At 74.7% G+C, this 25,982-nt stretch carries 24 protein-coding genes; 4 read left to right on the top strand and 20 right to left on the bottom strand.

What is annotated here, in order from left to right; translation table 11 throughout:
* Positions 1-21 precede the first annotated feature (21 nt).
* From LPU43_RS14575 to LPU43_RS14565, 3 genes are all read right to left on the bottom strand, one after another.
* Positions 22-792 (bottom strand): hypothetical protein, encoded by a 771-nt coding sequence (locus LPU43_RS14575; RefSeq protein WP_229400937.1) that lies wholly within the window; start codon positions 790-792, stop codon positions 22-24.
* A gap of 160 nt (positions 793-952) precedes the next feature.
* Complete coding sequence (locus LPU43_RS14570) at positions 953-1,513, bottom strand: peptide deformylase (protein WP_229400936.1); 561 nt, start codon at positions 1,511-1,513, stop codon at positions 953-955.
* Entirely contained in the window at positions 1,510-2,022 is a 513-nt protein-coding gene (locus LPU43_RS14565; protein ID WP_229400935.1) for a glycine cleavage system transcriptional repressor, read from the bottom strand. Before LPU43_RS14565 ends, LPU43_RS14570 begins: the two co-directional genes overlap by 4 nt.
* Before the next feature lie 97 nt (positions 2,023-2,119).
* On the opposite strand from LPU43_RS14565, the gene LPU43_RS14560 reads away from it, so the two are divergent.
* On the top strand, positions 2,120-3,025 hold the full coding sequence (locus LPU43_RS14560) for an iron-sulfur binding domain-containing protein (RefSeq protein ID WP_229400934.1): 906 nt from the start codon (positions 2,120-2,122) through the stop codon (positions 3,023-3,025).
* Between the two features lie 275 nt (positions 3,026-3,300).
* On the opposite strand, the gene LPU43_RS14555 is transcribed toward LPU43_RS14560, so the two are convergent.
* From LPU43_RS14555 to LPU43_RS14505, 11 genes are all read right to left on the bottom strand, one after another.
* A complete protein-coding gene (locus LPU43_RS14555) occupies positions 3,301-5,823 on the bottom strand; it encodes an ATP-dependent Clp protease ATP-binding subunit (RefSeq protein WP_229400933.1) in 2,523 nt (840 codons plus the stop codon).
* An 802-nt stretch (positions 5,824-6,625) separates the two neighbouring features.
* Positions 6,626-6,970, bottom strand: coding sequence for a histone-like nucleoid-structuring protein Lsr2 (locus tag LPU43_RS14550; protein ID WP_229400932.1), 345 nt, complete (start codon positions 6,968-6,970; stop codon positions 6,626-6,628).
* A 118-nt stretch (positions 6,971-7,088) separates the two neighbouring features.
* The gene (gene lysS, locus LPU43_RS14545; protein ID WP_229400931.1) at positions 7,089-8,597 is read right to left on the bottom strand and encodes a lysine--tRNA ligase; all 1,509 of its coding nucleotides are present in this window, start codon (positions 8,595-8,597) and stop codon (positions 7,089-7,091) included.
* Positions 8,598-8,739: 142 nt separating this feature from the next.
* Positions 8,740-9,498: a type III pantothenate kinase gene (locus tag LPU43_RS14540; RefSeq protein ID WP_229400930.1), complete on the bottom strand. Its 759-nt coding sequence runs from the start codon at positions 9,496-9,498 to the stop codon at positions 8,740-8,742.
* A gap of 32 nt (positions 9,499-9,530) precedes the next feature.
* The gene (nadC, locus tag LPU43_RS14535; protein ID WP_229400929.1) at positions 9,531-10,427 is read right to left on the bottom strand and encodes a carboxylating nicotinate-nucleotide diphosphorylase; all 897 of its coding nucleotides are present in this window, start codon (positions 10,425-10,427) and stop codon (positions 9,531-9,533) included.
* Positions 10,424-12,136, bottom strand: a complete 1,713-nt coding sequence (locus LPU43_RS14530) for an L-aspartate oxidase (RefSeq protein WP_229400928.1) — start codon at positions 12,134-12,136, stop codon at positions 10,424-10,426. The genes nadC and LPU43_RS14530 overlap by 4 nt, the downstream gene beginning before the upstream one ends.
* Positions 12,137-12,252: 116 nt before the next feature.
* Positions 12,253-13,149, bottom strand: a complete 897-nt coding sequence (locus LPU43_RS14525) for a septum formation family protein (protein WP_373321714.1) — start codon at positions 13,147-13,149, stop codon at positions 12,253-12,255.
* A 115-nt stretch (positions 13,150-13,264) separates the two neighbouring features.
* Entirely contained in the window at positions 13,265-13,690 is a 426-nt protein-coding gene (gene panD, locus LPU43_RS14520; protein ID WP_229400927.1) for an aspartate 1-decarboxylase, read from the bottom strand.
* Positions 13,691-13,720: 30 nt separating this feature from the next.
* Positions 13,721-14,569, bottom strand: a complete 849-nt coding sequence (gene panC, locus LPU43_RS14515; RefSeq protein ID WP_229400926.1) for a pantoate--beta-alanine ligase — start codon at positions 14,567-14,569, stop codon at positions 13,721-13,723.
* Positions 14,570-14,745: 176 nt separating this feature from the next.
* On the bottom strand, positions 14,746-15,717 hold the full coding sequence (locus tag LPU43_RS14510) for a Rossmann-like and DUF2520 domain-containing protein (protein ID WP_229400925.1): 972 nt from the start codon (positions 15,715-15,717) through the stop codon (positions 14,746-14,748).
* A 143-nt stretch (positions 15,718-15,860) separates the two neighbouring features.
* Positions 15,861-17,162, bottom strand: a complete 1,302-nt coding sequence (locus tag LPU43_RS14505; RefSeq protein ID WP_229400924.1) for a phytase — start codon at positions 17,160-17,162, stop codon at positions 15,861-15,863.
* 54 nt (positions 17,163-17,216) lie between these two features.
* On the opposite strand from LPU43_RS14505, the gene LPU43_RS14500 reads away from it, so the two are divergent.
* Both LPU43_RS14500 and LPU43_RS14495 read left to right on the top strand, forming a co-directional pair.
* Positions 17,217-18,395: an SAM-dependent methyltransferase gene (locus LPU43_RS14500; RefSeq protein WP_229400923.1), complete on the top strand. Its 1,179-nt coding sequence runs from the start codon at positions 17,217-17,219 to the stop codon at positions 18,393-18,395.
* Positions 18,392-19,561: an NADH-quinone oxidoreductase subunit D gene (locus LPU43_RS14495; protein WP_229400922.1), complete on the top strand. Its 1,170-nt coding sequence runs from the start codon at positions 18,392-18,394 to the stop codon at positions 19,559-19,561. Before LPU43_RS14500 ends, LPU43_RS14495 begins: the two co-directional genes overlap by 4 nt.
* Before the next feature lie 132 nt (positions 19,562-19,693).
* Here the strand turns inward: LPU43_RS14495 and LPU43_RS14490 are convergent, their stop codons facing one another.
* The 4 genes from LPU43_RS14490 to LPU43_RS14475 form a co-directional block, all read right to left on the bottom strand.
* Positions 19,694-21,274, bottom strand: coding sequence for a hypothetical protein (locus tag LPU43_RS14490; RefSeq protein ID WP_229400921.1), 1,581 nt, complete (start codon positions 21,272-21,274; stop codon positions 19,694-19,696).
* 91 nt (positions 21,275-21,365) lie between these two features.
* On the bottom strand, positions 21,366-22,370 hold the full coding sequence (locus LPU43_RS14485) for a glycine betaine ABC transporter substrate-binding protein (protein ID WP_229400920.1): 1,005 nt from the start codon (positions 22,368-22,370) through the stop codon (positions 21,366-21,368).
* Between the two features lie 201 nt (positions 22,371-22,571).
* Positions 22,572-23,297 (bottom strand): ABC transporter permease, encoded by a 726-nt coding sequence (locus LPU43_RS14480; protein WP_229400919.1) that lies wholly within the window; start codon positions 23,295-23,297, stop codon positions 22,572-22,574.
* Positions 23,294-23,980, bottom strand: coding sequence for an ABC transporter permease (locus LPU43_RS14475; RefSeq protein ID WP_229400918.1), 687 nt, complete (start codon positions 23,978-23,980; stop codon positions 23,294-23,296). Before LPU43_RS14475 ends, LPU43_RS14480 begins: the two co-directional genes overlap by 4 nt.
* A gap of 2 nt (positions 23,981-23,982) precedes the next feature.
* Here LPU43_RS14475 and LPU43_RS14470 point away from each other — a divergent pair, with 2 nt between their 5' ends.
* Positions 23,983-24,981 carry an ABC transporter ATP-binding protein gene (locus tag LPU43_RS14470; protein WP_305074211.1) on the top strand — a complete coding sequence of 333 codons (999 nt, stop codon included), beginning with the start codon at positions 23,983-23,985 and terminating at the stop codon, positions 24,979-24,981.
* Positions 24,982-25,072: 91 nt separating this feature from the next.
* On the opposite strand, the gene LPU43_RS14465 is transcribed toward LPU43_RS14470, so the two are convergent.
* Both LPU43_RS14465 and LPU43_RS14460 read right to left on the bottom strand, forming a co-directional pair.
* Positions 25,073-25,573 (bottom strand): hypothetical protein, encoded by a 501-nt coding sequence (locus LPU43_RS14465; protein ID WP_229400917.1) that lies wholly within the window; start codon positions 25,571-25,573, stop codon positions 25,073-25,075.
* A 64-nt stretch (positions 25,574-25,637) separates the two neighbouring features.
* Positions 25,638-25,946, bottom strand: coding sequence for a hypothetical protein (locus LPU43_RS14460; RefSeq protein ID WP_229400916.1), 309 nt, complete (start codon positions 25,944-25,946; stop codon positions 25,638-25,640).
* Positions 25,947-25,982 lie beyond the last annotated feature (36 nt).

Genomic DNA, 25,982 nt, shown 5'->3' with positions numbered 1-25,982 from the left:
TGCCCCGGAGACCGGCCCGGCTCAGCCGGTGATGGTGAGCTTCACCGGATCGCTCACCTTGGTGTCGAGCCGCCCGAAGAGCTGGTACGTCCCGGCGCGCGGGAACGGGCCGTCGGCCAGCCCGTCCCTGCACCGGCTGGAGTCCTTCCCGTTCCAGTCCACCTGGTACGACCGCTCGAAGCCCGGGGTGAACGACTGCACGTCCGAGCCCTTCACGGTGCCGCAGGTGTCGGAGGACCAGACCTTCTCCGCGCCCGACTTCACGAACAGCTCCTGAAAGTCCGCGCCGACGTCCCGGCTGCAGGTGCGGTCCGACGTGTTCTTGATCCTGAGCTGCAGGCTGGCGCCGTTCTCGCGCCGCAGCGAGAACGGCACCGCCACCGGGGTCACCGAGATCTCCGCATTGGTGCACGCCCCGTCGCCGGAGCCGCCCGGGGCGGCCGGCGCGTCGTTGTTGGCCGGCGCGGCCGGGCCGTCGGGGGAAGCGGGCGCGCCGGGGCCAGCGGGGGAGACCGGCTCGGTCCCGCCGCCGTCCGACCCGGCGGGCGGTGAGACGGTCTGCCCGGGCAGCACAAGACCGCTCGGGCCCGGCGACGCGGACGGGTCGGCGGCACCCGGGGTCGCCGTCGGAGTCGGAGTCGGGGTCGACTTCGACTGCGGCGTGGTGCCGGTGTTGCCCGCACCGTTGCAGGAGTAGAGCAGGACAATCAGGAAGAGAAGCCCCGCTCCCAGCACGACGACGCGACGCCGCCAGTACACGGCGGGTGGCAGGGGGCCGACCGTCAGACGCATGATGCTCCCACCGTAACGGCGCGACCCGCGCTCGACGGGCGCGACGCGCCGGACCGCCCTCGGCTCACCGCCACCACCCTCCACTCACGACGACCGACCGCCCCTCGGCGGCGGCGCCCCTACCGGAAACGCGCCCGGTCCCGGGCCGGGCGGCCGTCCGTCAGAGGTAGACCTTGCGCTGGTAGATGGCGTGCGCCCCGGCCACCCGGTCGAGGAAGAGCAGGCCGGCGCAGTGGTCGATCTCGTGCTGCAACGCGCGCGCCTCGAACCCGTCGGTGACCAGCCGCACCGGCGCGCCGCTGCCCGGGAGCGCCCCCTCGACGACGAGCCTGCTGGCCCGCTTGACGTCGCCGGTCAGGTCGGGCACCGACATGCACCCCTCCCGCCCGGCCTTCCAGCGGGTCGCCTCCACCACCCGGGCGTTGCACAGCACGAACGTGCCGTGCACCGTGACCGCCTTCGGGTGGTCCGTGACGTCCACCGCGAACACCTGGGCGCTCACCCCGACCTGGGGCGCGGCGAGACCCACGCAGCCCGGCGAGACCCGCATCGTGGCGACCAGGTCGGCCGCGAGCTGGACCACCTCCTCGCAGGTCGGGTCCACCTCCGGGCCGGGGCGGCTGAGCACCGGCTCCGGGGCGGAGACCACCGGGCGCACCCGGCCCGGCACCCCCAGCGCCTCGGGGGTCCAGTCGCCCAGGCCGGTGTACCCGGCTGTCACAGCAGGTCCGAGTCGGCCGGGCGGAGGCTGACCCCCACCCCCAGCTCCGCGGCGGTACGGGCCAACCGCCCGGCCACCGCGTCGGAGGAGCCCGCCGGCAGCTCGACCTCGGCCACCACCACGTAGAGGGAGCCGGTCAGCCGGGTGCTCAGGTCGGTGACGTTGCCGCCCGCGTCCGCCAGCACCCGGGTCATCGCCGCGACGATGCCCAGCCGGTCCGCGCCGTGCACCGCCAGCACGTACGGCTCGCCGGCCGGTGCCGTCGCGCCGTCGGGGGTGACGGCCCGCACGGTGGCCAGGAGCCGACCGTCGGCGGCGAGCGGGGCCAGCGCGGCCTCCACCTCGGCGGCGGCCGGGCCGACGCAGACCAGGGTCATCGCGAAGTGGCCGCGCAGCCGGGTCATGGTGGAGTCGGTGAGGTTCGCGCCGAGCCCGGCGAGCACCTCGGCGACGTCGGCCACGATGCCGGGCCGGTCCCGACCGATGACGGTGATCGCTAGCTCGCTCATCCGGGCATTCTGCCCGATCCGGCGTCGGCCCCGGGCATCGCCCCGCCCGGCCCGCCCATCCTGCGGGAAGCCGGCCCGTGACATGATCGGCGGCGCGATGTCTGAACCCACCTTCGCCACCCTCGTCAGCCGGTGGTACGAGCGCAACGCCCGCGACCTGCCGTGGCGCGTGCCCGGCGTGGGCGCGTGGGCGATCCTGGTCAGCGAGGTCATGCTCCAGCAGACGCCCGTGGTGCGGGTGCTGCCGGCCTGGACGGCGTGGCTGGAGCGCTGGCCGACCCCCGCCGCGCTGGCCGACGACACCCCGGCCGAGGCGATCCGGATGTGGGGCCGGCTGGGCTACCCGCGCCGGGCGATACGGCTGCGCGACTGCGCGGTGGCGATCGTCGAGCGGCACGGCGGCGAGGTGCCGGACCGGCTGGACCACCTGCTGGCGCTGCCGGGGGTGGGCACCTACACGGCCCGGGCCGTGGCCGCGTTCGCGTACGGGCAGCGGCACCCCGTGGTGGACACCAACGTGCGCCGGGTGGTGTGCCGGGCGATCGCCGGGGAGCCCGACGCCGGACCGGCGACCCGCCCCGCCGACCTGGTGGCCACCGAGGAGCTGCTGCCGGCGGAGCCGGCCGCTGCGGCGCTGGCCAGCGCCGCGTTCATGGAGCTGGGGGCCGTGGTCTGCACCGCCCGCTCGCCCCGGTGCGCGGTCTGCCCGGTGGAGTCGACCTGCGCGTGGCGGGCGTCGGGCCAGACGGCCCCGGCCGGCCCGACCCGCCGCCCCCAGCGGTACGCCGGCACGGACCGCCAGGTGCGCGGGCTGCTGCTGGCGGTGCTGCGGGAGAGCAGCGGGCCCGTGCCGCACCAGCGACTGGACCAGGTCTGGGCCGACGACGTGCAGCGCGCCCGGGCACTGGCGGGGCTGGTCACCGACGGCCTGGTGGAGCCGGTCGACGAGGCGTCGTTCCGGCTGGCCGGCGACGGCCCGGCGATCCCGGCCCCGCCCCTGTAGGCCCCGGCCGCCTGTCACGGCGGCCCCGCTCCCGTACGGGCCCCGGCCGCTTGTCACGGCGGCCCCGCTCTCGTGCGGCCCCGGGGCGGGCCGGGTCGCCTCAGACTCCGGCCGGCCTCTCTCCCCCGGGCGGCTCTCGGGGCCCTGGCGGCGGCTTCGCCCTGCCAAGGCTCTGCGGCCCTGACGGCGACGCCTGATCCGTCTACGCGAGAAACGGGCGACGGCCCGGCGGCAGAGCCGCCGGGCCGTCGCCCGTTTGGTGTGTCGTGCGGCCGTCAGGCGGCCTCGGTGCTCCCACCGAGGTCGGCGGGGACGGCGTCGGGGACGGGGACCGGTCGGTCCGCGCCGTGGAAGACCAGCTTGGACTTGTCGGTGTCCTCCGGGTCGCCCTCGCAGTCGATGACGACGATCTGACCGGGGGTCAGCTCGTTGAACAGGATCCGCTCGGACAGGTTGTCCTCGATGTCGCGCTGGATCGTGCGACGCAGCGGCCGCGCGCCCAGCACCGGGTCGAAGCCCTTCTTCGCCAGGTACTTCTTGGCGTTGTCGGTCAGCTCCAGACCCATGTCCTTGTTCCGGAGCTGGGTCTCGATCCGGGCGATCATGATGTCCACGATCGAGAGGATCTCGTTCTGCCGGAGCTGGTGGAACACGATCGTGTCGTCGATCCGGTTGAGGAACTCCGGGCGGAAGTGCTGCTTCAGCTCGTCGTTGACCTTCTGCTTCATCCGGTCGTAGTTCGACTCCGAGTCCTCCGACGCCTGGAAGCCCAGCGACACGGCCTTCGCCACGTCGCGGGTGCCCAGGTTCGTGGTCAGGATGATCACCGTGTTCTTGAAGTCCACGATCCGGCCCTGACCGTCGGTGAGCCGCCCGTCCTCCAGGATCTGGAGCAGCGTGTTGAACACGTCCGGGTGGGCCTTCTCGATCTCGTCGAAGAGCACCACCGAGAACGGCCTACGCCGCACCTTCTCGGTGAGCTGCCCGCCCTCGTCGTAGCCGACGTAGCCGGGAGGGGCACCGACGAGCCGCGAGACCGTGTACCGGTCGTGGAACTCGGACATGTCGAGCTGGATGAGGGCGTCCTCGCTGCCGAACAGGAACTCGGCGAGGGCCTTCGACAGCTCCGTCTTACCCACGCCGGACGGGCCGGCGAAGATGAACGAGCCCGACGGGCGCTTCGGGTCCTTCAGGCCCGCCCGGGTGCGCCGGATGGCCTTCGAGACGGCCTTGACCGCGTCCTCCTGGCCGATGACGCGCTTGTGCAGCTCGTCCTCCATGCGCAGCAGACGCGAGGTCTCCTCCTCGGTCAGCTTGTAGACCGGGATGCCGGTCCAGTTGCCGAGGACCTCGGCGATCTGCTCGTCGTCGACCTCGCTGACGACGTCGAGGTCGCCGGCCTTCCACTCCTTCTCCCGCTGCGCCTTCTGGCCGAGGAGCTGCTTCTCCTTGTCGCGGAGCTGCGCGGCACGCTCGAAGTCCTGCGCGTCGATCGCGGACTCCTTGTCGCGGCGCACCTGGGCGATGCGCTCGTCGAAGTCGCGCAGGTCCGGCGGCGCGGTCATCCGGCGGATCCGCATCCGGGCCCCGGCCTCGTCGATCAGGTCGATCGCCTTGTCCGGCAGGAAGCGGTCGGAGATGTACCGGTCGGCCAGGGTCGCGGCGGCCACGAGGGCGGCGTCGGTGATGCTCACCCGGTGGTGCGCCTCGTACCGGTCGCGCAGGCCCTTGAGGATCTCGATGGTGTGGGCCAGCGACGGCTCACCTACCTGGATCGGCTGGAAACGACGCTCCAGGGCGGCGTCCTTCTCCAGGTGCTTGCGGTACTCGTCGAGGGTGGTGGCACCGATGGTCTGCAACTCGCCACGGGCCAGCATCGGCTTCAGGATGCTCGCCGCGTCGATCGCGCCCTCGGCGGCGCCCGCACCCACCAGGGTGTGGATCTCGTCGATGAACAGGATGATGTCGCCGCGGGTGCGGATCTCCTTGAGGACCTTCTTCAGGCGCTCCTCGAAGTCACCCCGGTAGCGGGAGCCCGCCACCAGCGCGCCGAGGTCGAGGGTGTAGAGCTGCTTGTCCTTCAGCGTCTCGGGCACCTCGCCCTTGATGATCTTCTGGGACAGGCCCTCCACCACGGCGGTCTTGCCGACGCCGGGCTCGCCGATGAGCACCGGGTTGTTCTTGGTGCGGCGGGACAGCACCTGCATGACCCGCTCGATCTCCTTCTCGCGCCCGATGACCGGGTCGAGCTTGCCCTCGCGGGCGGCCTGGGTCAGGTTGCGGCCGAACTGGTCCAGCACCAGGCTGGTCGACGGCGCGGCCTCGCCCGGGGCGGCCCCGGCCGCGGCCGGCTCCTTGCCCTGGTAGCCGGAGAGGAGCTGGATGACCTGCTGACGGACCCGGTTGAGGTCCGCGCCCAGCTTCACGAGGACCTGGGCTGCGACGCCCTCGCCCTCGCGGATCAGGCCCAGCAGGATGTGCTCGGTGCCGATGTAGTTGTGGCCGAGCTGGAGCGCCTCGCGCAGCGACAGCTCCAGCACCTTCTTGGCCCGCGGCGTGAACGGGATGTGCCCGCTCGGCGCCTGCTGGCCCTGGCCGATGATCTCCTCGACCTGCTGACGGACGCCCTCCAGGGAGATGCCGAGGCTCTCCAGGGCCTTTGCCGCGACACCCTCACCCTCGTGGATCAGGCCCAGCAGGATGTGCTCCGTACCGATGTAGTTGTGGTTGAGCATCCGGGCCTCTTCCTGGGCCAGGACGACAACCCGTCGCGCTCGGTCGGTGAACCGCTCGAACATGCCCTCGTGCTCCTCACGTGCCGTGCGCCTTGATGGTCAGATCTCGGCGGGGCCGGTGCGCGGACGTCCGGGACGGGCGTCCTTGCCTCATTACTCTATCGCCGCGGACCGACTCCGCTGAGGTCGTGTGTCCTCCACGGGAGCCCGGTACGCGCCGTTTTAGCCAACCGTCCGCGCTCAGGGCGTGTTCCGGAACCCCCGCCTGTACGCGGAGAGCGAAATTCGCCGGCGGCGTCGGGCCGCCCCGGGGGCCCCGGCGGGGGCCTCGGGCGGCGTCCGGCGGCCCGCGCCGGCCGCTCGGGGCGGTCACCCACGGGCTGCGGGCGAAGGTCTCCGCCGACTGGGACAACGACGTGGCACGCCGGCTTCTTCCCGGCGGCGCGCCCGGGGGCCGGGCCCGGCGCGGCGGGGCACGGCGCGCCCGGCCTCTTGCCGGCGGGGCACAGCGACCACCCCGCCCCTCGCTAGCGGAGCACGGCGGCCCCCCACCTCTCGGTACGGCGGGGCACGGCGACGAGCCAGCCTCTTGGCGGAGCACGGCGACGACCGGCGTCGCGGCCGACGGAGCACGGCGACGACCGGCGTCGCGGCGGCGGTGCAGGGGGCCCGGCGGCCCCGGCGGGCCGACCCTGGCCCGTCAGACGGCGACGCCGGCCCGGAGACATGCTCCGGTCCGGCGTCGGTGTCGCCCGTGTCCGTGGTGCCCCGTCCGTCCCGCGCTCACGGCCGGGCTGCCCCCTTCGGCGGCCCGGCGTTCACCCGGGGACGCGGCATCCCTCGGCGCCCGGCGGGGGCTGGCCCCTCAGCGCTTGGCGTGGAACTCGTCGACGATCTCCTGCGGGATGCGCCCCCGGTCGGAGATCTCCTTGCCCGCCTTCTTGGCCCACTCCCGGATCGCCTTGTTCTGCTCCCGGTCGGCCGTGGCACCGCCCCGGCCGCGCGCGGCCCGGCCGCCCACGACGACCCCGCCCCGGCCCACCTTCGTGCCGGCCGCGACGTACGGTGCGAAAACCTCGCGCAATTTCTCGGCGTTCGTGTTGGAGAGGTCGATCTCGTACTGAACGCCGTCGAGCGCGAACTTGACGGTCTCGTCAGCGTCCCCGCCGTCCAGGTCATCGACCAGCTTGTGAATGATCTGCTTGGCCACTTCCCACATTCCTTTCGAGCAGGGTGATGCTCCTGCAAACTGAGAGCACAATAACCCCCCCGGCGCTTGCCCCGTCAATAGGATGAGGCAATAAGCACCTGGCGGGTCGGGGCAACCCCTACTCGGGCCGGACCAAGGGGAAGAGGATGGTTTCCCGAATTCCCAGGCCCGTGAGCGCCATCAGCAGCCGGTCGATTCCCATTCCCATACCTCCGGCGGGCGGCATTCCGTACTCCATCGCCCGGAGGAAGTCCTCGTCCAGCCGCATCGCCTCGTCGTCGCCGCGGGCGGCGAGCTGCGCCTGGGCCACCAGCCGCTCGCGCTGCACCACCGGGTCCACCAGCTCGGAGTACGCGGTGCCCAGCTCGAACCCGAGGACGTACAGGTCCCACTTCTCGGCCAGTCCCGGCTCGGTCCGGTGGGCCCGGGTCAGCGGGCTGGTCTCCTCCGGGTAGTCCCGGACGAAGGTGGGCGCCTGGAGCCCCGGCACGACCAGCTCCTCGAAGAGCTCCTCGGCGAGCTTTCCCGGGCCCCACTTCGGGTCGACGGCCAGGCCGACCTTGTCGGCGTACTCGACGAGGCGGGCCCGCTCGGTGCGGACGGTGACCTCTTCGCCGAGCGCCTCGGAAAGCGACCCGAAGAGGGTCACCGAGCGCCACTCCCCGCCCAGATCGAACTCGTGGCCGTCTGCGTGCGTCACCACCGTGGAGCCGGCGACGGCGATCGCCGCCTCCTGCACCAGATTGCGGGTGAGGGCGGCCATGGTGTCGTAGTCCCCGTACGCCTGGTACGCCTCGAGCATCGCGAACTCGGGCGAGTGCGAAGAGTCGACACCCTCATTACGGAAGTTGCGGTTGATCTCGAAGACCCGATCGACGCCACCGACCACCGCGCGCTTGAGAAACAGTTCCGGCGCGATTCGCAGATACAGATCGGTGCTCAACGCATTGCTGTGGGTCACGAATGGCCGGGCCGCCGCGCCCCCGTGCAGCAACTGGAGCATCGGCGTCTCGACCTCCAGGTACCCCTGCCCGTGCAGGGTGTCGCGGAGGCTGCGCACGGCCGTGGCCCGGGTGCGGACCATCTGCCGCGCCTGGGGGCGGACGATCAGGTCGACGTACCGCTGGCGGACCCGGGCCTCCTCGCTGAGCGGCTTGTGCGCCACCGGGAGCGGGCGCAGCGCCTTGGCGGTGACGGCCCACTCGTCCGCCAGCACCGACAGCTCGCCCCGCCGGCTGGTGATCACCTCGCCGGCGACCCCGACGTGGTCGCCCAGGTCGACCAGGCGCTTCCAGTCGTCCAGCCGCTCGGCGCCCACCCGGTCGAGGGAGAGCATCGCCTGGAGCTCGGTCCCGTCGCCGTCGCGCAGGGTGGCGAAGCAGAGCTTGCCGGTGTTCCGTACGAAGATCACCCGGCCGGTGACCGAGACCCTGTCGCCGGTGGCGGTGTCCGTGGCCAGGTCGGCGTACTTCTCGCGGATCTCGGCCAGCGTGCTGGTCCGCGGGTATCCGGCCGGGTACGGCTCGACGCCCTCGGCGAGCATCCGGTCCCGCTTCTCCCGGCGGACCTTCATCTGCTCGGGAAGGTCGTCGGCGGGGTCGACTGGCACGGCGTTCTGCTCGGTCACGGCACGCTTCCTCAGTAAGGAGTTTTCGGCGGGGTCAGGCCCGAGCGTACTCAAGCCGCCCGGCGGCCGTTACGGCATGACCTGTCGCCGCGCCCGACCTCTACCTGCCGGCGCTCACCCCACCCCGGCGCTGCTCTCAACCTCACAGGTTGCGTTCGTAGACCATCCGCAGGCCGATCAGCGTGATCATCGGCTCGTGGTGGGTGATCGTCCGGCACTCGCCGAGCACCACCGACGCCAGCCCGCCGGTGGCGATCACCGCCTTCACCTCGCCCAGTTCCTCGGTCATCCGCTCGACGATCCGGTCGACCTGGCCGCCGAAGCCGAAGTACAGGCCCGACTGGAGGCACTCGACCGTGTTCTTGCCGATCACCGACCGGGGCTTGGTCGCCTCGACCTTGCGGAGCTGGGCGGCGCGGGCCGCCAGCGCGTCGAAGGAGATCTCGATGCCGGGCGCGAACGCGCCGCCGAGGAACTCCCCCCGGCCGCTGATCACGTCGAAGTTCGTGGTGGTGCCGAAGTCCACCACGATCGACGGGCCACCGAACAGCGTGTACGCCGCGAGGGTGTTCACCACCCGGTCGGCGCCCACCTCCTTCGGGTTGTCGATGGCCAGTTGCACCCCGGTGCGCACGCCCGGCTCGACGACCACGCTCGGCAGGTCCGCGTAGTAGCGGGCCAGCATGGTCCGCAGCGAGCGCAGCGCGGCCGGCACCGTGGAGCAGGCGGCCACCCCAGTGATCTCCACGGCGTCACCGGCCAGCAGCCCCCGGAACATCAGCCCGAGCTCGTCCGCCGTCGAGCGGGCGTCGGTCTTGATCCGCCAGGAGTGCACCAGCCTGTCGCCGTCGAAGGTCGCCAGCACGGTGTTGGTGTTTCCGATGTCGATGCAGAGCAGCACGCACGCAGCCTAGACGCCGGGCGGCGCGGCGCTCACCGCGTCCGCAGGTCCAGCGCGACGTCCAGGATCGGCGAGGAGTGCGTCAGCGCGCCGACCGACAGGTAGTCCACCCCCGTGGCCGCGTACTGGGCCGCCACGTCGAGGGTCAGGCCGCCGGTCGCCTCCAGCTCCGCCCGGTCCCCCACGGCGGCGACCACCTCGGTCAGCGTCTGCGGGGTCATGTTGTCCAGCAGCAGGAAGTCCGCCCCGGCCTCGACCGCCTCCAGCGCCTCGGCGAGGGTGTCCACCTCGACCTGCACCGGCACGTCCGGGAACGCCTCCCGGACCCGGCGGAAGGCCGCCGTGATCCCGCCCGCCGCCAGCTTGTGGTTGTCCTTGATCATCGCGACGTCGTGCAGGCCCATCCGCTTGTTCGTGCCGCCGCCGGCCCGGACCGCGTACTTCTCCAGGGCGCGCAGGCCCGGCGTGGTCTTGCGGGTGTCCAGCACCGTCGCCTTGGTGCCGGCCAGGGCGTCCGCCCAGGCCCGGGTGTGGGTGGCGACCCCGGACATCCGACAGAGCAGGTTGAGCGCCGTCCGCTCGGCGGCGAGCAGCAGTCGGGTCGGGCCGGTCACCGTGGCCAGCACGTCGCCGCGCGCCACCCGCTGCCCGTCTTGGGCCACCACCGACACCTCGACCGTACGGCCGGCGTCGACCGCCGCACCGACCAGCTCGAACACCGCCGCCGCCACGGCCAGCCCGGCCACCACGCCGTCGGCGCGGGCCACCAGGTCGGCCGTGTCGCTCTGCTCGGCCGGGATGGTGGCGACGCTGGTGACGTCCAGCCGCTCCGGCCCCAGGTCCTCGGCGAGCGCGTCCTCGATCACCCGCCGCACCTGCGCCGGGTCCAGACCCGCGTCCCGCAATGCCCGTTCCGTCGACTCCGTCATCGGATCCCCTCCCACGCCTGTGTCAGCCGGCCCTGCGCCCCGAGCGCGCCGACCAGGTGGCCGTGCCACCGCTCGTCGGCCGTCGGGAAGTCCTCCCGCCAGTGGCAACCCCGGGTCTCCCGGCGGGCGTACGCGGCGGCGACCAGCGTCGACGCCACGGTGATCAGGTTCGTCGCCTCCCAGTCGGCCGTCCGGGGCCGGCCCCGGCCCGCGCCGAGCCCGCTCAGCACGCCGGCGGTCGCGGCGAGGGTGTCCGCCGAGCGGAGCACGCCCGCGCCCCGGGTCATCGCCCGTTGCAGCGTCGGCGTCGCCTCCGCCGGCACCACCCAACCCTCGCCCCCGACCCAGGCGCCCGTCTGCGCGGGCTGGGCCTGCTCGGGCAGCCCGGCGGCGATGTCCTCGGCGATCCGCCGGGAGAACACCAGCCCCTCCAGCAGCGAGTTGCTGGCCAGCCGGTTGGCGCCGTGCACGCCGGTGCAGGCCACCTCGCCGCAGGCGTACAGCCCGGGGATGGTGGTGCGCCCGCGCAGGTCGGTGCGGACGCCGCCGGAGGCGTAGTGGGCGGCGGGGGCGACCGGGATCAGGCCGGTCCCCGGGTCGACCCCGATGGCCAGGCAGGACGCGACGATGGTCGGGAAGCGCCGGGCCAGGAAGTCGCCGCCCAGGTGCCGGGCGTCGAGGAAGACGTGGTCCGCCCCGGTGGCCAGCAGGACCCGGTGGATGCCCTTGGCCACCACGTCCCGGGGGGCCAGCTCGGCCAGCTCGTGCTGGCCGACCATGAACCGCTTGCCGTCGCCGTCGACCAGGTGGGCGCCCTCCCCGCGCAGCGCCTCCGAGACCAGCGGCTGCTGGGCGTGCCCGACGCCGGGCACGCCCGCGCCGGCCGGGGTGATCAGCGCGGTCGGGTGGAACTGGACGAACTCCACGTCGGTCACCGCCGCGCCGGCCCGTACCGCGAGGGCGACGCCGTCGCCGGTCGAGACGGCCGGGTTGGTGGTGGCCGCGTAGATCTGGCCCATCCCGCCGGTGGCCAGGACGACCGCCCGGGCCAGGATGGCACCCACGCCGTCCTCGCTGCCCTCGCCGAGGACGTGCAGGGTGATGCCGCAGGCGGGGCCGAGGCCGCCGGGGCCGTCGCCGGGGGCGCGCAGCAGGTCCAGCACCAGGGCGTGCTCGACCAGCCGGATCCAGGGGTCGCGCCGGACGGCGGCGTGCAGGGCCCGCTGCACCTCGGCCCCGGTGGCGTCGCCGCCGGCGTGCACGATCCGGTCGGCCCGGTGCCCGCCCTCCCGGGTGAGCATCAGCGAGCCGTCCCGGTTGCGGTCGAACTCCGCCCCGATCCGCATCAGCTCGCGCAGCCGGACCGGGCCCTCCTCGACCAGCACCCGCACCGCAGCCGGGTCGCAGAGCCCGACACCGGCGATCTCGGTGTCCAGGGCGTGCGCGGCCGGGGTGTCGGCCGGGTCGAGCACGGCGGCGATGCCGCCCTGCGCCCAGCGGGTCGAGCCGTCGTCGATGTTGACCTTGGTGACCACCGTGACGTGCAGCCCGGCCTCGCGCAGGTGCAGCGCGGCGGTCAGCCCGGCCACCCCGGAGCCGACGACGATCACGTCGGTGGTCTCCACCCAGCCGGGCGCGGGCGCGGCCAGCAGCGACGGCAGGGCGGGCAGGTCGGGCAGGTCGGGCAGGTCGACGGGCGGTGCGTCCATGAGCACAGTCAACCCGAAGCCCGCTCGCACCGGGCGGCGGGGGCACGACGGACGGCGCAGGCTACGACGTCGGGCCGGTGTTCACCCCGTGCGGGGCCACGGCGGCCGACCCGGGTTCACCTCGTGCGGACGGGTAGCCCGGCCGGGCCGGCGCCCCTGAGCGAGGCGGTCACCGTGCGGTCGCTGAGCCACAGGTAGCAGCGGACCCCCCGGTCGCCGACCCGCCAGCGGCCGGCGGCGGGCGGGCGGACCACCAGGCCGCTACGGAGGCGCAGGGCGTCGTCGTCCGGCACCCCGACGTAGCGGGCCAGCGCCGTGTGGCAGCCGGCGAAGAACGGCGCCCACTCGGCGTCCCGGGCCGGGTACGGCTTGTCCGGGGCCTTCCACACCCCGACGAACTCGGCGTCGTGCCGGGTGCCGCACGCCACCGGCTCCAGCACCTGCGCGCCACGGGTCTTCGCGGCGCGGCTGCGCTGGCAGCCCAGGCGCAGCGGGGAGGGCCCCTTCAGCGCGCCCCGGAGGCTGCCGGTGCGGGTCACGGTGACGGCGCCGGCCTCGGCGGTGCTCACCTCGGTCAGGTCGCAGCGGTACCAGCGGGCCCCGGACGCCCAGCCGGTCTTCGACGGCAGCGCCACGGCCAGCCGGAGCCGGCCGGCCCGCCACTCGTCCCCCACGTAGCCGGTGGCCTTGGCGTCGCAGTCGGCGAAGGCGCCGCGCAGCTCCGTCGAGGCACCGGCGGGTGGGGCGGCCCGCTCCGCCGGGAACGCGCCCACGTGCACGGCCTCCACCCGGTGCGGGACGGCGCAGTCGACCGGCGCGTACGCCGCCAGGGTCACCACCTCGGCGAAGTCGGCCACCTGGCACACCCCGGCAGCCGGGGTGAACGGACCGGCGGGCGCGGGGGCGGCCCAGTCGTCGGTGAGATCGCCGTCGAGGCCGGCGGAGTCACCGCAGCCGGCCAGCGCCCCCGCAGTGACCAGGGCGGCGCACAGCATCGACAGCGCACGACGCACGCGGCCTCCCCAACCACCAGTCCACGACGGCGCCCCCAGAGTAACCATGGACGTCCGTCGGTGACAGACCGCGCACGCACGGATGTCCCCCGCCGGCCCGAAGGCCGGCGGCGCGTCAGCCGACGACGGCGAGCGGGCTGGGGACGGGGTCGCCGGCCGTCCCGGGGGCCGCCGCGGCCGGATCGGCGCCCAGGTCGACGACCCGGTTGTCGGCGTCGACGTGCACCACCCGGGGCCGGTACGCGCGCGCCTCGGCGTCGTCCATCTGCCCGTACGAGATCAGGATGACCAGGTCGCCCGGGTGCACCAGGTGGGCGGCGGCGCCGTTGATGCCGATCACGCCGCTGCCCCGCTCGCCCGGGATCACGTACGTCTCCAGCCGGGCCCCGTTCGTGATGTCCACGATCGCCACCTGCTCCCCCGGGATCAGGTCGGCGGCGTCGAGCAGGTCCTGGTCGACCGTCACCGATCCCACGTAGTGCAGGTCGGCCTGGGTCACCGTGGCCCGGTGGATCTTCGACTTGAGCATGGTGCGGAACATGGCCGTGCCTTTCGGAGCGGGGAGGGCGGGTCAGGAACGGGGGGCGAGCTGGATCGCCGTGTTGTCGATCAGCCGGGTGGCGCCGACCCGGGCGGCGACCAGCAGCCGGGCCGGCCCGGCGACCGGACCGGGCTCCAGCTCCTCGTCGGTCAGCGCCAGGTAGTCCAGCTCGACCTCGGGCGCGTCTGCGGCGAACGCGCGGTGGGCGGCGGCCAGCACCGCGCCCGCGTCCAGCCCCCGGTCGGCGGCCTCCTCGCCGGCCCGCAGCGCGGCGGAGAGGGCCAGCGCCGACTGACGCTCGCGCGCGGAGAGGTAGCGGTTGCGGCTGGACAGGGCCAGCCCGTCCGGCTCCCGGACGGTCGGCACGCCGACCACCTCGACCGGCACGTCGAAGTCCCGGGCCATCCGCCGCACCAGGGTGAGCTGCTGGTAGTCCTTCTCGCCGAAGAAGGCCAGGTCGGGGCGGGTGAGCTGGAACAGCTTGAGCACCACGGTGAGCACGCCGTGGAAGAAGCCGGGCCGGCTCAGCCCCTCCAGGTCCCCGGCGAGCACGCCGGGGTCCACCCGGACCCGGGGCTCGCCGTCCGGGTACATCTCGTCCCGGTCCGGCGCGAAGACCAGGTCCGCCCCGGCCTGCCGGCAGACCTCCAGGTCGTCGGCGAGGGTGCGCGGGTACCGGTCGAAGTCCTCGTTCGGGCCGAACTGGAGCGGATTCACGAAGATCGTCACCAGCACGTGGTCAGCCCGCTCCCGGGCGGCCCGCAGCAGCGTCTCGTGCCCGGCGTGCAGCGCGCCCATGGTCATCACCACACCGACGGTGCCGGTCAGGGCGCCACGCGCCTTCGCCAGCTCCTCGCGGGTGCGCACCAACTCCGTCATCAGTGCCTCATCTCGGTTCGCGACTGCGGGGCTCGCAAAAACCGCTCACTCCTCGCGCTCACTCAGCCTCCCCAGTTCGCGACTGCGGGGCTCGCAAAAGCGGCTCACTCCTCGCGCTCACTCAGCCTCCCCAGTTCGCGACTGCGGGGCTCGCAAAAGCGGCTCACTCCTCGCGCTCACTCGGGCCTCCTCAGCTCTCGGCTGCCGAGCACGCCGAGCAGCGCCTCGGCGTCCGCCGGGCGCAGCCGGCCCGCCGCGATGGCCCGGTCCGCCGTGCGGCGGGCCAGCGCCAGGTACGGGGCGACGGACTCGGGCGCGGTGGCGGCGAGCCGCTCCACGTGCCGGCGTACGGTGCCGGCGTCGCCCCGGGAGACGGGGCCGGTCAGCGCGTCGTCGCCGAGCCGCAGGGCGTTCTCCAGCGCCGCCCCCAGCAGCGGGGCGAGCACCTTCTCCGGCTGGTCCACCCCGGCGTCACGCAGCCGGTCGGCCGCCTCGTTGACGAGGGTGACCAGGTGGTTCGCGCCGTGCGCCAGCGCCGCGTGGTACAGCGGCCGGTCGCCCTCGGCCACCCACTCGGGCACCCCGCCGAGGTCGGCGACCAGCCGGGCGGCGAGCGGGCGCAGCTCGGCCGGGGCGGTCACCCCGTACGAGATGCCGGCGAGCCGGCCGAGGTCGGCGGGCGTACCGGTGAAGGTCAGCGCCGGGTGCAGGGCCAGCGGGCGGGCCCCGACGGCGGCGGCCGGGGCGAGCACGCCCAGCCCGTGCGCGCCGGAGGTGTGCGCGACCACCTGGCCGGGGCGCAGCGCGCCCGCCTCGGCGAGCCCGGCCACCACCCCGGCGAGCGCGTCGTCGGGCACGGCGATCAGCAGCAGGTCGGCGGCGGCCCGGGCCACCGCGGTCGCGGAGCGGTTGTGGGCCTCGGGGAGCAGCAGGGCGATCCGGGCCTTCGCCGCGCCGGAGGCGCCGGAGGCGGCGACCACCCGGTGCCCGGCGGCGGCGAGCGCGGCGCCGAGCACGGCGCCGACCCTGCCGGTGCCGACGACGCCGACGGTGAGTGCGCGGGGGAAGACGAGCGGGGCGTTGGCGCCGCCCGGCGGTGCGGCGGCCCCGATGGGGGCAGCCGGACGCGGGCGCGACGGTGCGCTCATGGCAACGATCCAGTCCTCGAAGGGGGTACCGGTCGATCGCAAGTATGCGCCGCGTTCACGGAGCCGCAACAAGAAGGTGTGAAAACCTTCACCGCCGGTGGCCGGGCCGCCGCGCCCCTCTCGCGGCGGCCCGGGCGACGGGGTCAGCGCGCGTCGCGCAGGAACCCGGCGTCGAGGAACTTGAAGTCGGTGTCCGTCCGGGCCTCGCCGTCCTCCCCCGGGGTCTCCGGCGTGTTTCGGCCGTCGTGCACCACGAGCAGGCCGCCGGGGAAGCCCGGCAGCGGGGTGGAGGTCACCGCCGCGCCATCGCACTCCTGGGAGCCGTCCACGACGCCGTCGACCACGGCGAAGCGGCCGGTCGGGCGGCCGGTGCGCCGGTCGTACGTGTAGAAGGTGTCGTCGCCCTGGCTGGAGACGACCAGGGTGCCGGTGGACGGGCCGGTGCGGTAGATCGTCAGGCCCTCCACGTCCTGGGCGATCCGGCCGCCGAAGCCGGGGTCGGCCGAGTGGTCGGTCACGCAGTCGTCCTCGACCGGGTCGAAGACGGCCGGCACGCCGTACTCGCGGACCCGCTCGACCGACCGGGGCGCCTCGGCGAACCGGCCGCCCACGAGCCGGGTGCGCCACAGGCCCACCTTCTCCTGCGCCAGGTGCACCACGCCGCTGTCCGGGTCCACCACCGTCCCCTCCACCTGCGGGCCGTCGCCCGGGTCGGTGCACGGCGACCAGGTGGTGCCGTCGGGCAGGGTGAACGTCGACGGCAGGACGAGCCGGTCCACCGGGAGGTAGCCGACCCGGCCGGCCCGCTCGACCAGCCGGAACACCCCCACCTCGGCGGTGCTGCGCCGGCTCACCACCGCGTACGCGGCCCCGGTCGGGTCGACGTACGTGCCCAGCCCGTACGCGGTGCGCTGCTCGTCGACCTCGGCCTGGTCCCGGCTGAACGCGAACGGCACGTCCGGCGCGGTCACGTCGGTGAGCAGCCGGGTGGCCGGGTCGATGCGGTAGAAGCGGAGCTGGTCGCGGCCCCGGTCGGTGACCACCGCCAGGTCGGCCGTCCGGCCGCCCAGCCGGAACCCGGTCACCAGGTCCACGTTGTTGAACCGGCCGGCCTCGCTGCCGGGGCCCGGGGCCGGCGGGGTGGCGATCGCCTGCCGCTCGCGTGCGCCCAGGTCGTACACCCGCAGGCCGCCGTTCTTGGCGGTGGCGACCACCAGACTGCCGGCCCGGTCCGTCGGGTGCACCCAGATCGCCGGGTCGTCGGCGTCCGCGTCGCCGCCGGCCGCGTCGTCGAAGAGGGAGGGGGTCTCGGCAACCGCCCGGACCGGGCGCGGCACGTCGGCGTGGGTCGGGCGTGGCGCGCCGCCGTGGGTCGGCGCGGCGGCGACCGGAGCGGCCAGCAGCAGCGGTACGACCGCCAGGGCGGGGACTGCGATTCGTCTCATGCCCGGCAACCGTAGGGTCGGCACGGTGACGGACGTTGAACGTGGGATGAACTGATGTCGATGCTCTGGCGAGACGCGATGGACCGGGCCCTGTACGGGCCGGGCGGCTTCTTCGTCTCCGACCCCGGGCCGGCGGGCCACTTCCGGACCAGCACGCACGCGTCGCCCGCGTTCGCCTCGGCGCTGTTCCGCCTCGTCTCGCGCCTCGACTCCGCCCTCGGGCACCCGTCCCCGTTCGACGTGGTCGACGTGGGGGCCGGCCGGGGCGAGCTGCTCCTCGCCCTGGCGGCCCTCGCCCACCCCGACCCGGCCCTCGCCCCCGCGCCCCCCGACCCCGCCCTCAATCCCGCGCCCGCGCCCCCCGACCCCGCCGCTCGCTCCGGCCCCGCCGCGCCGCCCCCGCTCGCCCACCGCCTGCGCCTCACCGCCGTCGAGAAGGCCCCCCGCCCCCACGACCTGCCGGCGGAGCTCACCTGGACGGACGAGATCCCGGCCGGATTCACCGGCCTGCTGCTGGCCACGGAGTGGCTCGACAACGTCCCCCTGGACATCGCCACCCTCACCCCGGCGGGCTGGCGCTACCTCCTGGTGGACCCCGCAACGGGCGGCGAGACGGTGGGCGACCCCCTGACCCCCGCCGACGCCGCCTGGCTGACCACCTGGTGGCCCACCCCCGCCCCCTCTCCCGCCCCCTCCCCCGCCTCGTCGATCAAGAAGTTTGCGGACGGGAACGGCCCCGATCCCGACGCGAATCTCTTGATCGGCGAAGGGCTACGGGTGGAGATCGGGCGGGGGCGGGATCTGGCCTGGGGTGAGGCCGTGGGACGGGTCGGGCGGGGGGTGGCCGTGACGGTGGACTACGGGCACCTGCGGGAGGCGCGGCCGGTGGGCGGGACGTTGAGCGGGTACCGGGGCGGGCGGCAGGTGCCGCCGGTGCCCGACGGGTCGTGCGACGTCACCGCGCACGTCGCCGTGGACTCGGTGGCCGCCGCCGGCGAGCGGGTCGCGGGGTGCGCGTACGCCCTGGTCACCCAGCGGGAGGCGCTGCGGGCGCTCGGAATCGACGGCGGGCGACCGCCGCTGGGCCTGGCCGCCACCGACCCGGCCGGGTACGTGCGGGCGCTCGCCGCCGCGTCAACGGCGGCCGAGCTGACCGACCCCGCCGGGCTCGGCGGGCACCACTGGTTGCTGCAACCGGTCGGCGTCGCCGTCGATCCGCTCATGGCACGATGACGGGCATGACCAACCAGACCGGCGACCTGCGTGAGCTGACCGTCGGCACCGGGGCCGGCGGGGAGCAGCTCGGCGCCGACATGGTGCTCAACATCGGCCCGCAGCACCCGTCCACGCACGGTGTGCTGCGGCTCAAGCTGGTCCTCGACGGGGAGCGGGTGGTCACCGCCGAGCCGATCGTCGGGTACATGCACCGGGGCGCGGAGAAGCTGTTCGAGGTGCGCGACTACCGGCAGATCATCGTGCTGGCGAACCGGCACGACTGGCTGTCGGCGTTCTCCAACGAGCTGGGCGTGGTGCTCGCCGTCGAGCGGCTGATGGGCATGGAGGTGCCCGAGCGGGCCACCTGGCTGCGGATGGCCCTCGCCGAGCTGAACCGGGTGCTCAACCACCTGATGTTCCTCGGCTCGTACCCGCTGGAGATCGGCGCGATCACGCCGATGTTCTACGCGTTCCGGGAGCGGGAGACCATCCAGGCCGTCATGGAGGAGGTCTCCGGCGGCCGGGTCCACTACATGTTCAACCGGGTCGGCGGGCTGAAGGAAGAAGTGCCGGCGGGCTGGACGGGCCGGGCCCGCGCCGCGATCGGCGAGGTGCGCCGCCGGATGCCGGACCTGGACGACCTGATCCGGCGCAACGACATCTTCCTGGCCCGCACCGTCGGGGTGGGGGTCCTCTCGGCCACCGACGCCGCCGCGTTCGGGGCGTCCGGGCCGGTCGCCCGGGCCTCCGGGCTGGACCTGGACCTGCGCCGCGACGAGCCCTACCTGGCGTACGACCAGCTCGACGTGCCGGTCGTCACCAAGACCGCCGGGGACTGCCACGCCCGGTTCGAGGTGCTGCTCGACCAGGTGTACGCCTCGCTCGACCTCGCCGAGCAGTGCCTGGAGCGGGTGGACCGGCTCACCGGGCCGGTGAACACCCGGCTGCCGAAGGTGGTGAAGGCCCCCGAGGGGCACACCTACGCCTGGACCGAGAACCCGCTCGGCATCAACGGCTACTACCTGGTGTCGCGGGGCGAGAAGACCCCGTGGCGGCTCAAGCTGCGCACCGCGTCGTACGCGAACGTGCAGGCGCTGGCCACGCTGCTCCCCGGCTGCCTGGTACCGGACCTGATCGCCATTCTCGGCTCGATGTTCTTCGTGGTCGGGGACATCGACAAGTAGGGCGCTTTCCCCGGCCGGGGGCGGTGACCCGGGGCCCGGGAGCCGTGACCCGGGGGCGGTGGCCCGCGGCCGGCACCCCGGGGCCGTGACCTGTGGCAACGTGATCCGGGGGCCGGAGCCCGGGAGCGGGGGTCAGCGCCGCCGGTCCGGGGAGCGGGGGGCGTCGTCGCGGGGAGGATGGCCGTACCGGCCCCCGTCGGCGCGCTGGTGCCGGCTCGGCCGGTCGGTCTCGGGTTCCGGCGCGGGCCACCCCTGATCGGACCGGGGGTCGCGGTGGGGCGACGGGCGCTCGCCGTCCCGCCCCTGCGGCGACTCGCCCCGGCGCAGCGCGGCCCAGCGGTCCTCCAGGCGGTACCCGCTGCCCGTGGCGTCCGCGTGCGCCGCCGCCCGGCGCTCGCCGAACCGGACCTCCCGGCCCCGCTCGTCGTCGTGCACCTCGGCCCACCGGCCGCCGGCCCGCAGCTCCGACCACTGGCCGGGCCCGTCGTCGGCGATCTCCGGCGGGTACGCCCCGGCGCGCCCTGTCCCGGCATGCCCTGTTCCAGTGGGTCCTGTTCCGGCGGGCCATCCCGGCTCGGCGGGAGTGCCCCAGGGAGGCTGCCCGGAATCCCGGGCCCCGCCGGGCTCGCCCCGCTGCCCGGTTGGGCCGGGCCCGTCGTCCGGACGGGACCAGCCCGCCTCGGCGTGCCGACCGCCCCAGCCCGCCTCGGCCTGTCGCCCGGCCGGGCCCGGCTCGCCGGGTCGGCCACTCCGGCCCGGCTCGGCGTCTCGGCCGGGCCAGGCCGGTTCCGCAGGTCGCTCCGGCGGGCCCGGCTCGTCGCGCGGGGCCGGGCCGTTGACGACCGTGTGCCGGGTGGTGACGTGCACGGTCTCGGTGTGCCGGACCACGCCGCCCGGTCCCGGGGTTCGCTCCGGCGCGGCCGGCTGCGGCGGCCAGATGCCGCGCCCGGCCGGCGCGTCGTACGGCCCGGCCGCCCCCCGGTAGTGCCCGGCCGCCGCCGGGTACGGATCGGGTGGGGCGGGGCGGTCGGCGCCGTGGCGCGGGGTCGGCCGGGGACCGTCCGCGCCGTACCCGGGGCCGTCCGCGTCGTACCGGGAAGCGTCCGCCCCGTACCCGGGGTGGTCCGCTTCGTACCGGGGACCGTCCGCGCCGTACCCGGCGTGGTCCGCGTCGTACCCGGGGCCGTGGGCGGCGTCCTGTGGTCCGGCGGCCCGGACGCGGGCGCGCCCCGCGCCGGCCGGCGGCCCGGCGGGCGGGTCGGGGTCGGCGGCGATCCCGGCCGCTGCGGCGTCGAGCCGGCGGCGCAGCGCCGCGACCTGCTCCTGGAGCCGCTGCGTCGCGTCGAGCGCCTGGTCTCCGCGCCGGGCGGCGGTGGCGACCTCGCCGCGCACCTCCCGGCGCAGCCCCTCGGTCTCCCGGTGCTGCTCCTCGACCTGCCGGCGCAGCCCCTCGACCTCCCTGCGCCACACCTCGATCTCGTCCCGCAGCTCCTCGGCCTCGGCGAGGGCACCGTCGCCGCCGCGCAGCGCGATCGAGAGACCGATCAGTACCACGGCGAAGATGGCCAGCACGGCGGCGAACCGCAGCGGCCCGTTGCTGTCGGCGACCAGCAGGATCAGCGCCGCGACGGGAGCGAGGCCCACGCCGCCCCAGAAGAGCGCGGGCAGCAGTCGGGAGTCACGCCTGTCGGGTGCGGCAACCGGGGCGGGCATGGATGTGCAGCCTACCGAGAGTTCGGGCTGCGGGGAACGCCCTGACCAGCAAACGGTGGCCGGCGGCGCGGGCCGCCGGCCACCGCCGGGGTCAGCCTGCGGCGAGCGCCCCGTCGGAGGAGAGGACCAGGCCGACGCTCGCGCTGCCCGTCTTCAGGGCGTTCTTCGTCTGCGGGCCGCCCGCGTCCAGCGAGCTGAACGAGCCCGCCCGGAAGTCGTAGACCTCGACCAGGCCGGCCTGGCACTTCGGGCGCTGCGGGCACTCCGGCGGGCCGGCCAGCACGGTCGCCGTGCCGGAGCACTTGGCGGCCAGCTCGGAGAGCGTGCCCACGCCGTGCTTGTCGGCGAAGGCCCGGGTGACGGCGAAGGCGTTCTGGTCCTGGGCGGCGGACGGCGTGCCGAAGGCGATGCCGGCCTTCTCGCCGGCGGCCTTGAGGGCGGTCACCGTCTTCTCCAGCTCGGGCGAGGAGACCGGCGGGGCGTCCTTGCCGTTGGCCTTCGTGTTGAAGAACTCGGCCATCGTCGCCGCGTACTCCGGGACGACCTGGATCTGGCCCTTCTCCAGGGCCGGCTCGTACAGCTCCCGGTTGCCGATCTGCTGCACCTTGACCTGGTACCCGGCGGCGGTGAGGGCGATCCGGTACAGCTCGGCGAGGGTCTGGCTCTCGGCGAAGTTGCCCGCGCCGACCACGACCGTGCCACCCGCGCCCCGGGCGATGCCCTGGGTGAGGTTGTTGGCCGAGGCGAACTCCTCCGCGGCGACCTTGCTGGTCTTGCGGTCGACGTCGACGGCCTTGTTGAGCTGGATCAGCTTCGGCGTGTCCAGCGCGGCGGAGACCTTGTCCAGCGCCGCGATCAGCTCCGGGGTGGCCGCCTTGGCGTTGACCGCCGGGATGATGTTGTCGGAGTTCTGCAACTTCTTGTCGTCGGTGAGGACGACCAACTGGTCGCCGGCGACCGGGGCGCAGCCGGCCCCGGACGCGCCCGACTGGGGCGCCTCGGTGCCGGAGGAGCCGGCGTCCCCGCAGCCGGTCAGGAACCCGGCCGCGGTGAGGGCGCCCACCGCGCCGAGCGCCAGGCGTGTACGTGCGCGCATCGAGCCCGCCTTCCGTGTCCCGGCGCGACCCGTGCCGGGCCGGCCGCGTATCCGACGGGCGATCTTCCTCGCCGCCCGCGATCTCCCACCCAACATCCTTTCGCCCGCTACCGACAACCTGAGACGCTGTTTTCGTCACCGGATCGTCACAACGAGGCGTACGGGCGCTCACAAACGAGGCGTACGCGGCGGGGTGCGCGGTCAGCCGCCCGCGATCGCGTCGGCGGCGCGGCTGCCGGCCCGCCGCCGGACCCGCCGCAGGTGGCGCGGGGTGACCAGCCGCTCGACCAGGGCCAGGAGCAGCTCGGCCAGCACCGCCAGACCGGCCACCAGCAGGCCGCCGGCGATGATCTGCCCGCCTCCGGCGGCGATGTCCAGGCCGAAGCCGGCCCGGATGATCTGGCCGAGACCGCCGCCGTTGACGAACGAGGCCAGCGCGGCCGTGGCCACCACCTGCACGGTGGCGGTCCGGAAACCGGCCGCCAGGTACGGCACCGCCAGCGGCAGCTCCACCCGGCGCAGCACCTGCCCGCCCGAGAACCCCATCCCGCGCGCGGCGTCCCGGGCCTCCGGGTCGGCCTGACGCACCCCCGTGTACGCGTTGGCCAGCAGCGGCGGCACCGCGAAGACCGCCAGCGCGACCACCACGGCGGGGCGGCCGAAACCGAGGAAGGTCAGCGGCAGGATGGTCAGCAGGGCCAGGGTGGGGATCGCCAGGCTGACGTTGGAGACCAGCACGACCAGCCCGCCACCCCGGCCGGTGTGCCCGAGCCAGAGGCCGACCGGCCAGGCCACCAGGCAGCCGAGCAGCACCGCCGCCGCCGACATGCCGAGGTGCTCGCCGAGCCGGTCGAGGATGCCGCCGGGGTTGGTCCAGTTCAGCGGGTCGTTGAGCCAGAGCACGGCCTGGCCGACCGGGCCGCTCACCGGGCCCGCCCGCGCGCCCACGGGGTGACCGCCCGGCCGATCCCGGCCAGGACCAGGTCCAGCGCCAGGGCGAGCAGCACGCAGAGCAGGGTGCCCGTCATGATCTCGGCCTTGTAGAAGTTGTTCTGGAAGCCGGCGAAGATGAGCTGACCGAGGCCGCCCCGGCCGACCACCACGCCGACGGTGACCAGCGCCACGGTCGACACGGTCGCCAGCCGCAGGCCGGTGAGGATGCCGGGCAGCGCCAGCGGCAGCTCGATCCGCAGCAGCCGGCCCCAGCGGCCGTACCCCATGCCCTCGGCGGCCTCGCGGACCTCGGGGGGCACCTGGCGCAGCCCGGCGACGGCATTGCGGACGATGACCAGCAGCGCGTACAGCACCACCACGCTGAGCACGGTCACCGCCCCGATGCCCAGGTAGGGCGCGAGGAAGGCGAACAGGGCCAGCGACGGGATCGTGTAGAGCACGCCGGTGAGTGCGAGGATCGGGCCGGCGAGCGGGCGGAACCAGTGGGCCGCCACGGCGAGCGGCAGGGCGACCAGGGCGGCGATCAGCACCGCCCGGGCGGTCAGCGAGGCGTGGTCGCGCAGCGCGGCGAGGATCGTGTCAGAGTTGTCCCGCACGTACTGCCAGGAGAACCACGGGTTATCCGGCTCGGCCCGGTAGCTCAGGCGGAAGGACATGCGTGGACGTTACCCCGGAGACCCCGACCGCCGCCGGGCACGGATCGGCGGCGATCACCCTGGAACGGGTGGGCAAGCGCTACCCGGACGGCACCGAGGCGGTCCGCGAGCTGAGCCTGGAGATCGCCGCCGGCGAACTCGTGGTGCTGATCGGCCCGTCCGGCTGCGGGAAGTCCACCGTGCTGCGGATGATCAACCGGCTGATCGAGCCGACCGGTGGCCGGGTCCTGCTCGGCGACGAGGACGTGACCCGCGTCGATCCGGTCACGCTGCGCCGCCGCATCGGGTACGTCATCCAGAACGTGGGCCTCTTCCCCCACCAGACGGTCGCCGCCAACGTCGGCACCGTCCCGCGGCTGCTCGGCTGGCCCCGCGACCGGGTCCGCCGCCGGGCCGAGGAGCTGCTGGAGCTGGTCGGGCTCGACCCGGCCAAGTTCGGGCGGCGGTACCCGCACGAGCTCTCCGGCGGGCAGCGGCAGCGGGTCGGGGTGGCCCGGGCGCTGGCCGCCGACCCGGTGGTGCTGCTCATGGACGAGCCGTTCTCGGCCGTCGACCCGATCGTGCGGACCCGGTTGCAGGAGGAGTTCCTCCGGCTCCAGGCCGAGGTGCGCAAGACGATCGTGCTGGTCACCCACGACCTGGACGAGGCGGTCCGGCTCGGCGACCGGATCGCGGTGCTGTCCCAGGGCGGCCACCTGGAGCAGTACGACACCCCGGCGGCCCTGCTCGGCGCGCCCGCGTCGGAGTTCGTCCGGGAGTTCGTCGGCGCGGACCGGGGCATCCGGGCGCTCGCGGTCACGCCGGTCACCCGCGACGCGCTGGACCCGCTGCCCACCGACCCGGCCGGGCTGCCGCAGGTCGCGCTGGGCTCGTCGGCCTACGACGCGCTGGCCGCCATGCTGACCTCCGGGGCGGACCGGGTGCTGGTGACCGCCGACGGCCGACCGGCCGGGGTGCTCACCCGGGACCGCGCGCTGGCCGCCCGGCCAGGCGAAAGCTGAAGCGCCGGCCAGAGCGGGCGAAGTCTGCAACGCGGCCTGGGCGGGCGGGAGCTGAAGCGCCGGCCTGGGTGGGTGGGCCGGCGGTGTCCGGTCAGGCCCGGCTGCCCAGGCTGGCCGTGCCGATGATCCAGCCGGAGAGGAAGCCGTAGCTGGCGCCGGTGCCGGCGGCCTGCAGGGCGGCCAGCAGCGAGCGGTCCGGCCCGAACAGCGTGCTGAGCAGCGCGGCCGCGCCTGCGGCCAGCACGTACGCGCCCCAGCCGGAGAAGAACTGGCTCAGCGACCCCTGCACCCTGGCCACCTGCGAGACGGGGAGCACGTAGAGCAGGGCGGCGGCCAGGACCACCAGCAGGATCGCCCGCAGATCGGCACCGAGCACGCCCTGGCCCGAGCCGTCGGCGGCGAACCGCCAGGCCGGCCAGGCGAGCAGTTGGAGGAACCAGCCGCCGGCCGAGTTCGGGTCGGTGTTGTCCTCCGCCCACCGGACGTACATCGGGCTGCCGCAGACCCCGACGAGCACCAGCACCGCGAGGATGCCGGTGCCGGCCGCGCTCCCGTACCGGCCGATCGCGCCGGGGCGGTGGGTGACAGTCATGGCGCGACCAGTTCCCGGGGCGCCCCGCCGGGCAAACCTGCGGACCACGGGGCCGACGCTCGGGTCAGGACTTCGTCAGGTAGTCGATGAACTTGGCCCGCAGCAGGGGCGCGGACTCCTCGTAGCCGTGCCCGGTGAGCTCCCGCCACAGCGCCGACGCCTCGTCGATGGTCGGGCCGACCGAGTTCGGCGCGCCGTCCAGCGCGGCGGCCTCGTCGGCGTTCGGCAGGTGACGCAGCACCGACCAGAAGAACCTGACGTCGCGCCGCTCCCTGGCCAGCGCGAACGCCCGCTCCCGCAGCTCCTCGGTGGAGAGGGCGTCCAACTCCTCGAACGTGTGCCCGCCGGTGCCGGTGGAAGAAGTCTCGGTCATGCCGCCGAGCCTAACCGCCGAGATCACGGCGGCGCG

This window comes from Micromonospora okii (genome assembly GCF_020884795.1).
Classification (GTDB): Bacteria; Actinomycetota; Actinomycetes; order Mycobacteriales; family Micromonosporaceae; genus Micromonospora; species Micromonospora okii.
The sequence above is the reverse complement of the archived record's forward strand: the minus strand, read 5'-3'. Positions and strand labels throughout refer to the sequence as shown.

Coding starts and splice junctions, on each gene's coding strand:
- panD (WP_229400927.1), bottom strand. CDS start 13,690: ATGTTCCGCACCATGCTCAAGTCGAAGATCCACCGGGCCACGGTGACC.
- LPU43_RS14460 (WP_229400916.1), bottom strand. CDS start 25,946: ATGACCGAGACTTCTTCCACCGGCACCGGCGGGCACACGTTCGAGGAG.
- LPU43_RS14530 (WP_229400928.1), bottom strand. CDS start 12,136: ATGGACGCACCGCCCGTCGACCTGCCCGACCTGCCCGACCTGCCCGCC.
- LPU43_RS14490 (WP_229400921.1), bottom strand. CDS start 21,274: ATGCCCGCCCCGGTTGCCGCACCCGACAGGCGTGACTCCCGACTGCTG.
- LPU43_RS14465 (WP_229400917.1), bottom strand. CDS start 25,573: ATGACTGTCACCCACCGCCCCGGCGCGATCGGCCGGTACGGGAGCGCG.
- nadC (WP_229400929.1), bottom strand. CDS start 10,427: ATGACGGAGTCGACGGAACGGGCATTGCGGGACGCGGGTCTGGACCCG.
- LPU43_RS14485 (WP_229400920.1), bottom strand. CDS start 22,370: ATGCGCGCACGTACACGCCTGGCGCTCGGCGCGGTGGGCGCCCTCACC.
- LPU43_RS14565 (WP_229400935.1), bottom strand. CDS start 2,022: ATGAGCGAGCTAGCGATCACCGTCATCGGTCGGGACCGGCCCGGCATC.
- LPU43_RS14495 (WP_229400922.1), top strand. CDS start 18,392: ATGACGGGCATGACCAACCAGACCGGCGACCTGCGTGAGCTGACCGTC.
- LPU43_RS14500 (WP_229400923.1), top strand. CDS start 17,217: ATGTCGATGCTCTGGCGAGACGCGATGGACCGGGCCCTGTACGGGCCG.
- LPU43_RS14560 (WP_229400934.1), top strand. CDS start 2,120: ATGTCTGAACCCACCTTCGCCACCCTCGTCAGCCGGTGGTACGAGCGC.
- LPU43_RS14475 (WP_229400918.1), bottom strand. CDS start 23,980: ATGTCCTTCCGCCTGAGCTACCGGGCCGAGCCGGATAACCCGTGGTTC.
- LPU43_RS14505 (WP_229400924.1), bottom strand. CDS start 17,162: ATGAGACGAATCGCAGTCCCCGCCCTGGCGGTCGTACCGCTGCTGCTG.
- panC (WP_229400926.1), bottom strand. CDS start 14,569: ATGACGGAGTTGGTGCGCACCCGCGAGGAGCTGGCGAAGGCGCGTGGC.
- LPU43_RS14575 (WP_229400937.1), bottom strand. CDS start 792: ATGCGTCTGACGGTCGGCCCCCTGCCACCCGCCGTGTACTGGCGGCGT.
- LPU43_RS14555 (WP_229400933.1), bottom strand. CDS start 5,823: ATGTTCGAGCGGTTCACCGACCGAGCGCGACGGGTTGTCGTCCTGGCC.
- LPU43_RS14510 (WP_229400925.1), bottom strand. CDS start 15,717: ATGAGCGCACCGTCGCGCCCGCGTCCGGCTGCCCCCATCGGGGCCGCC.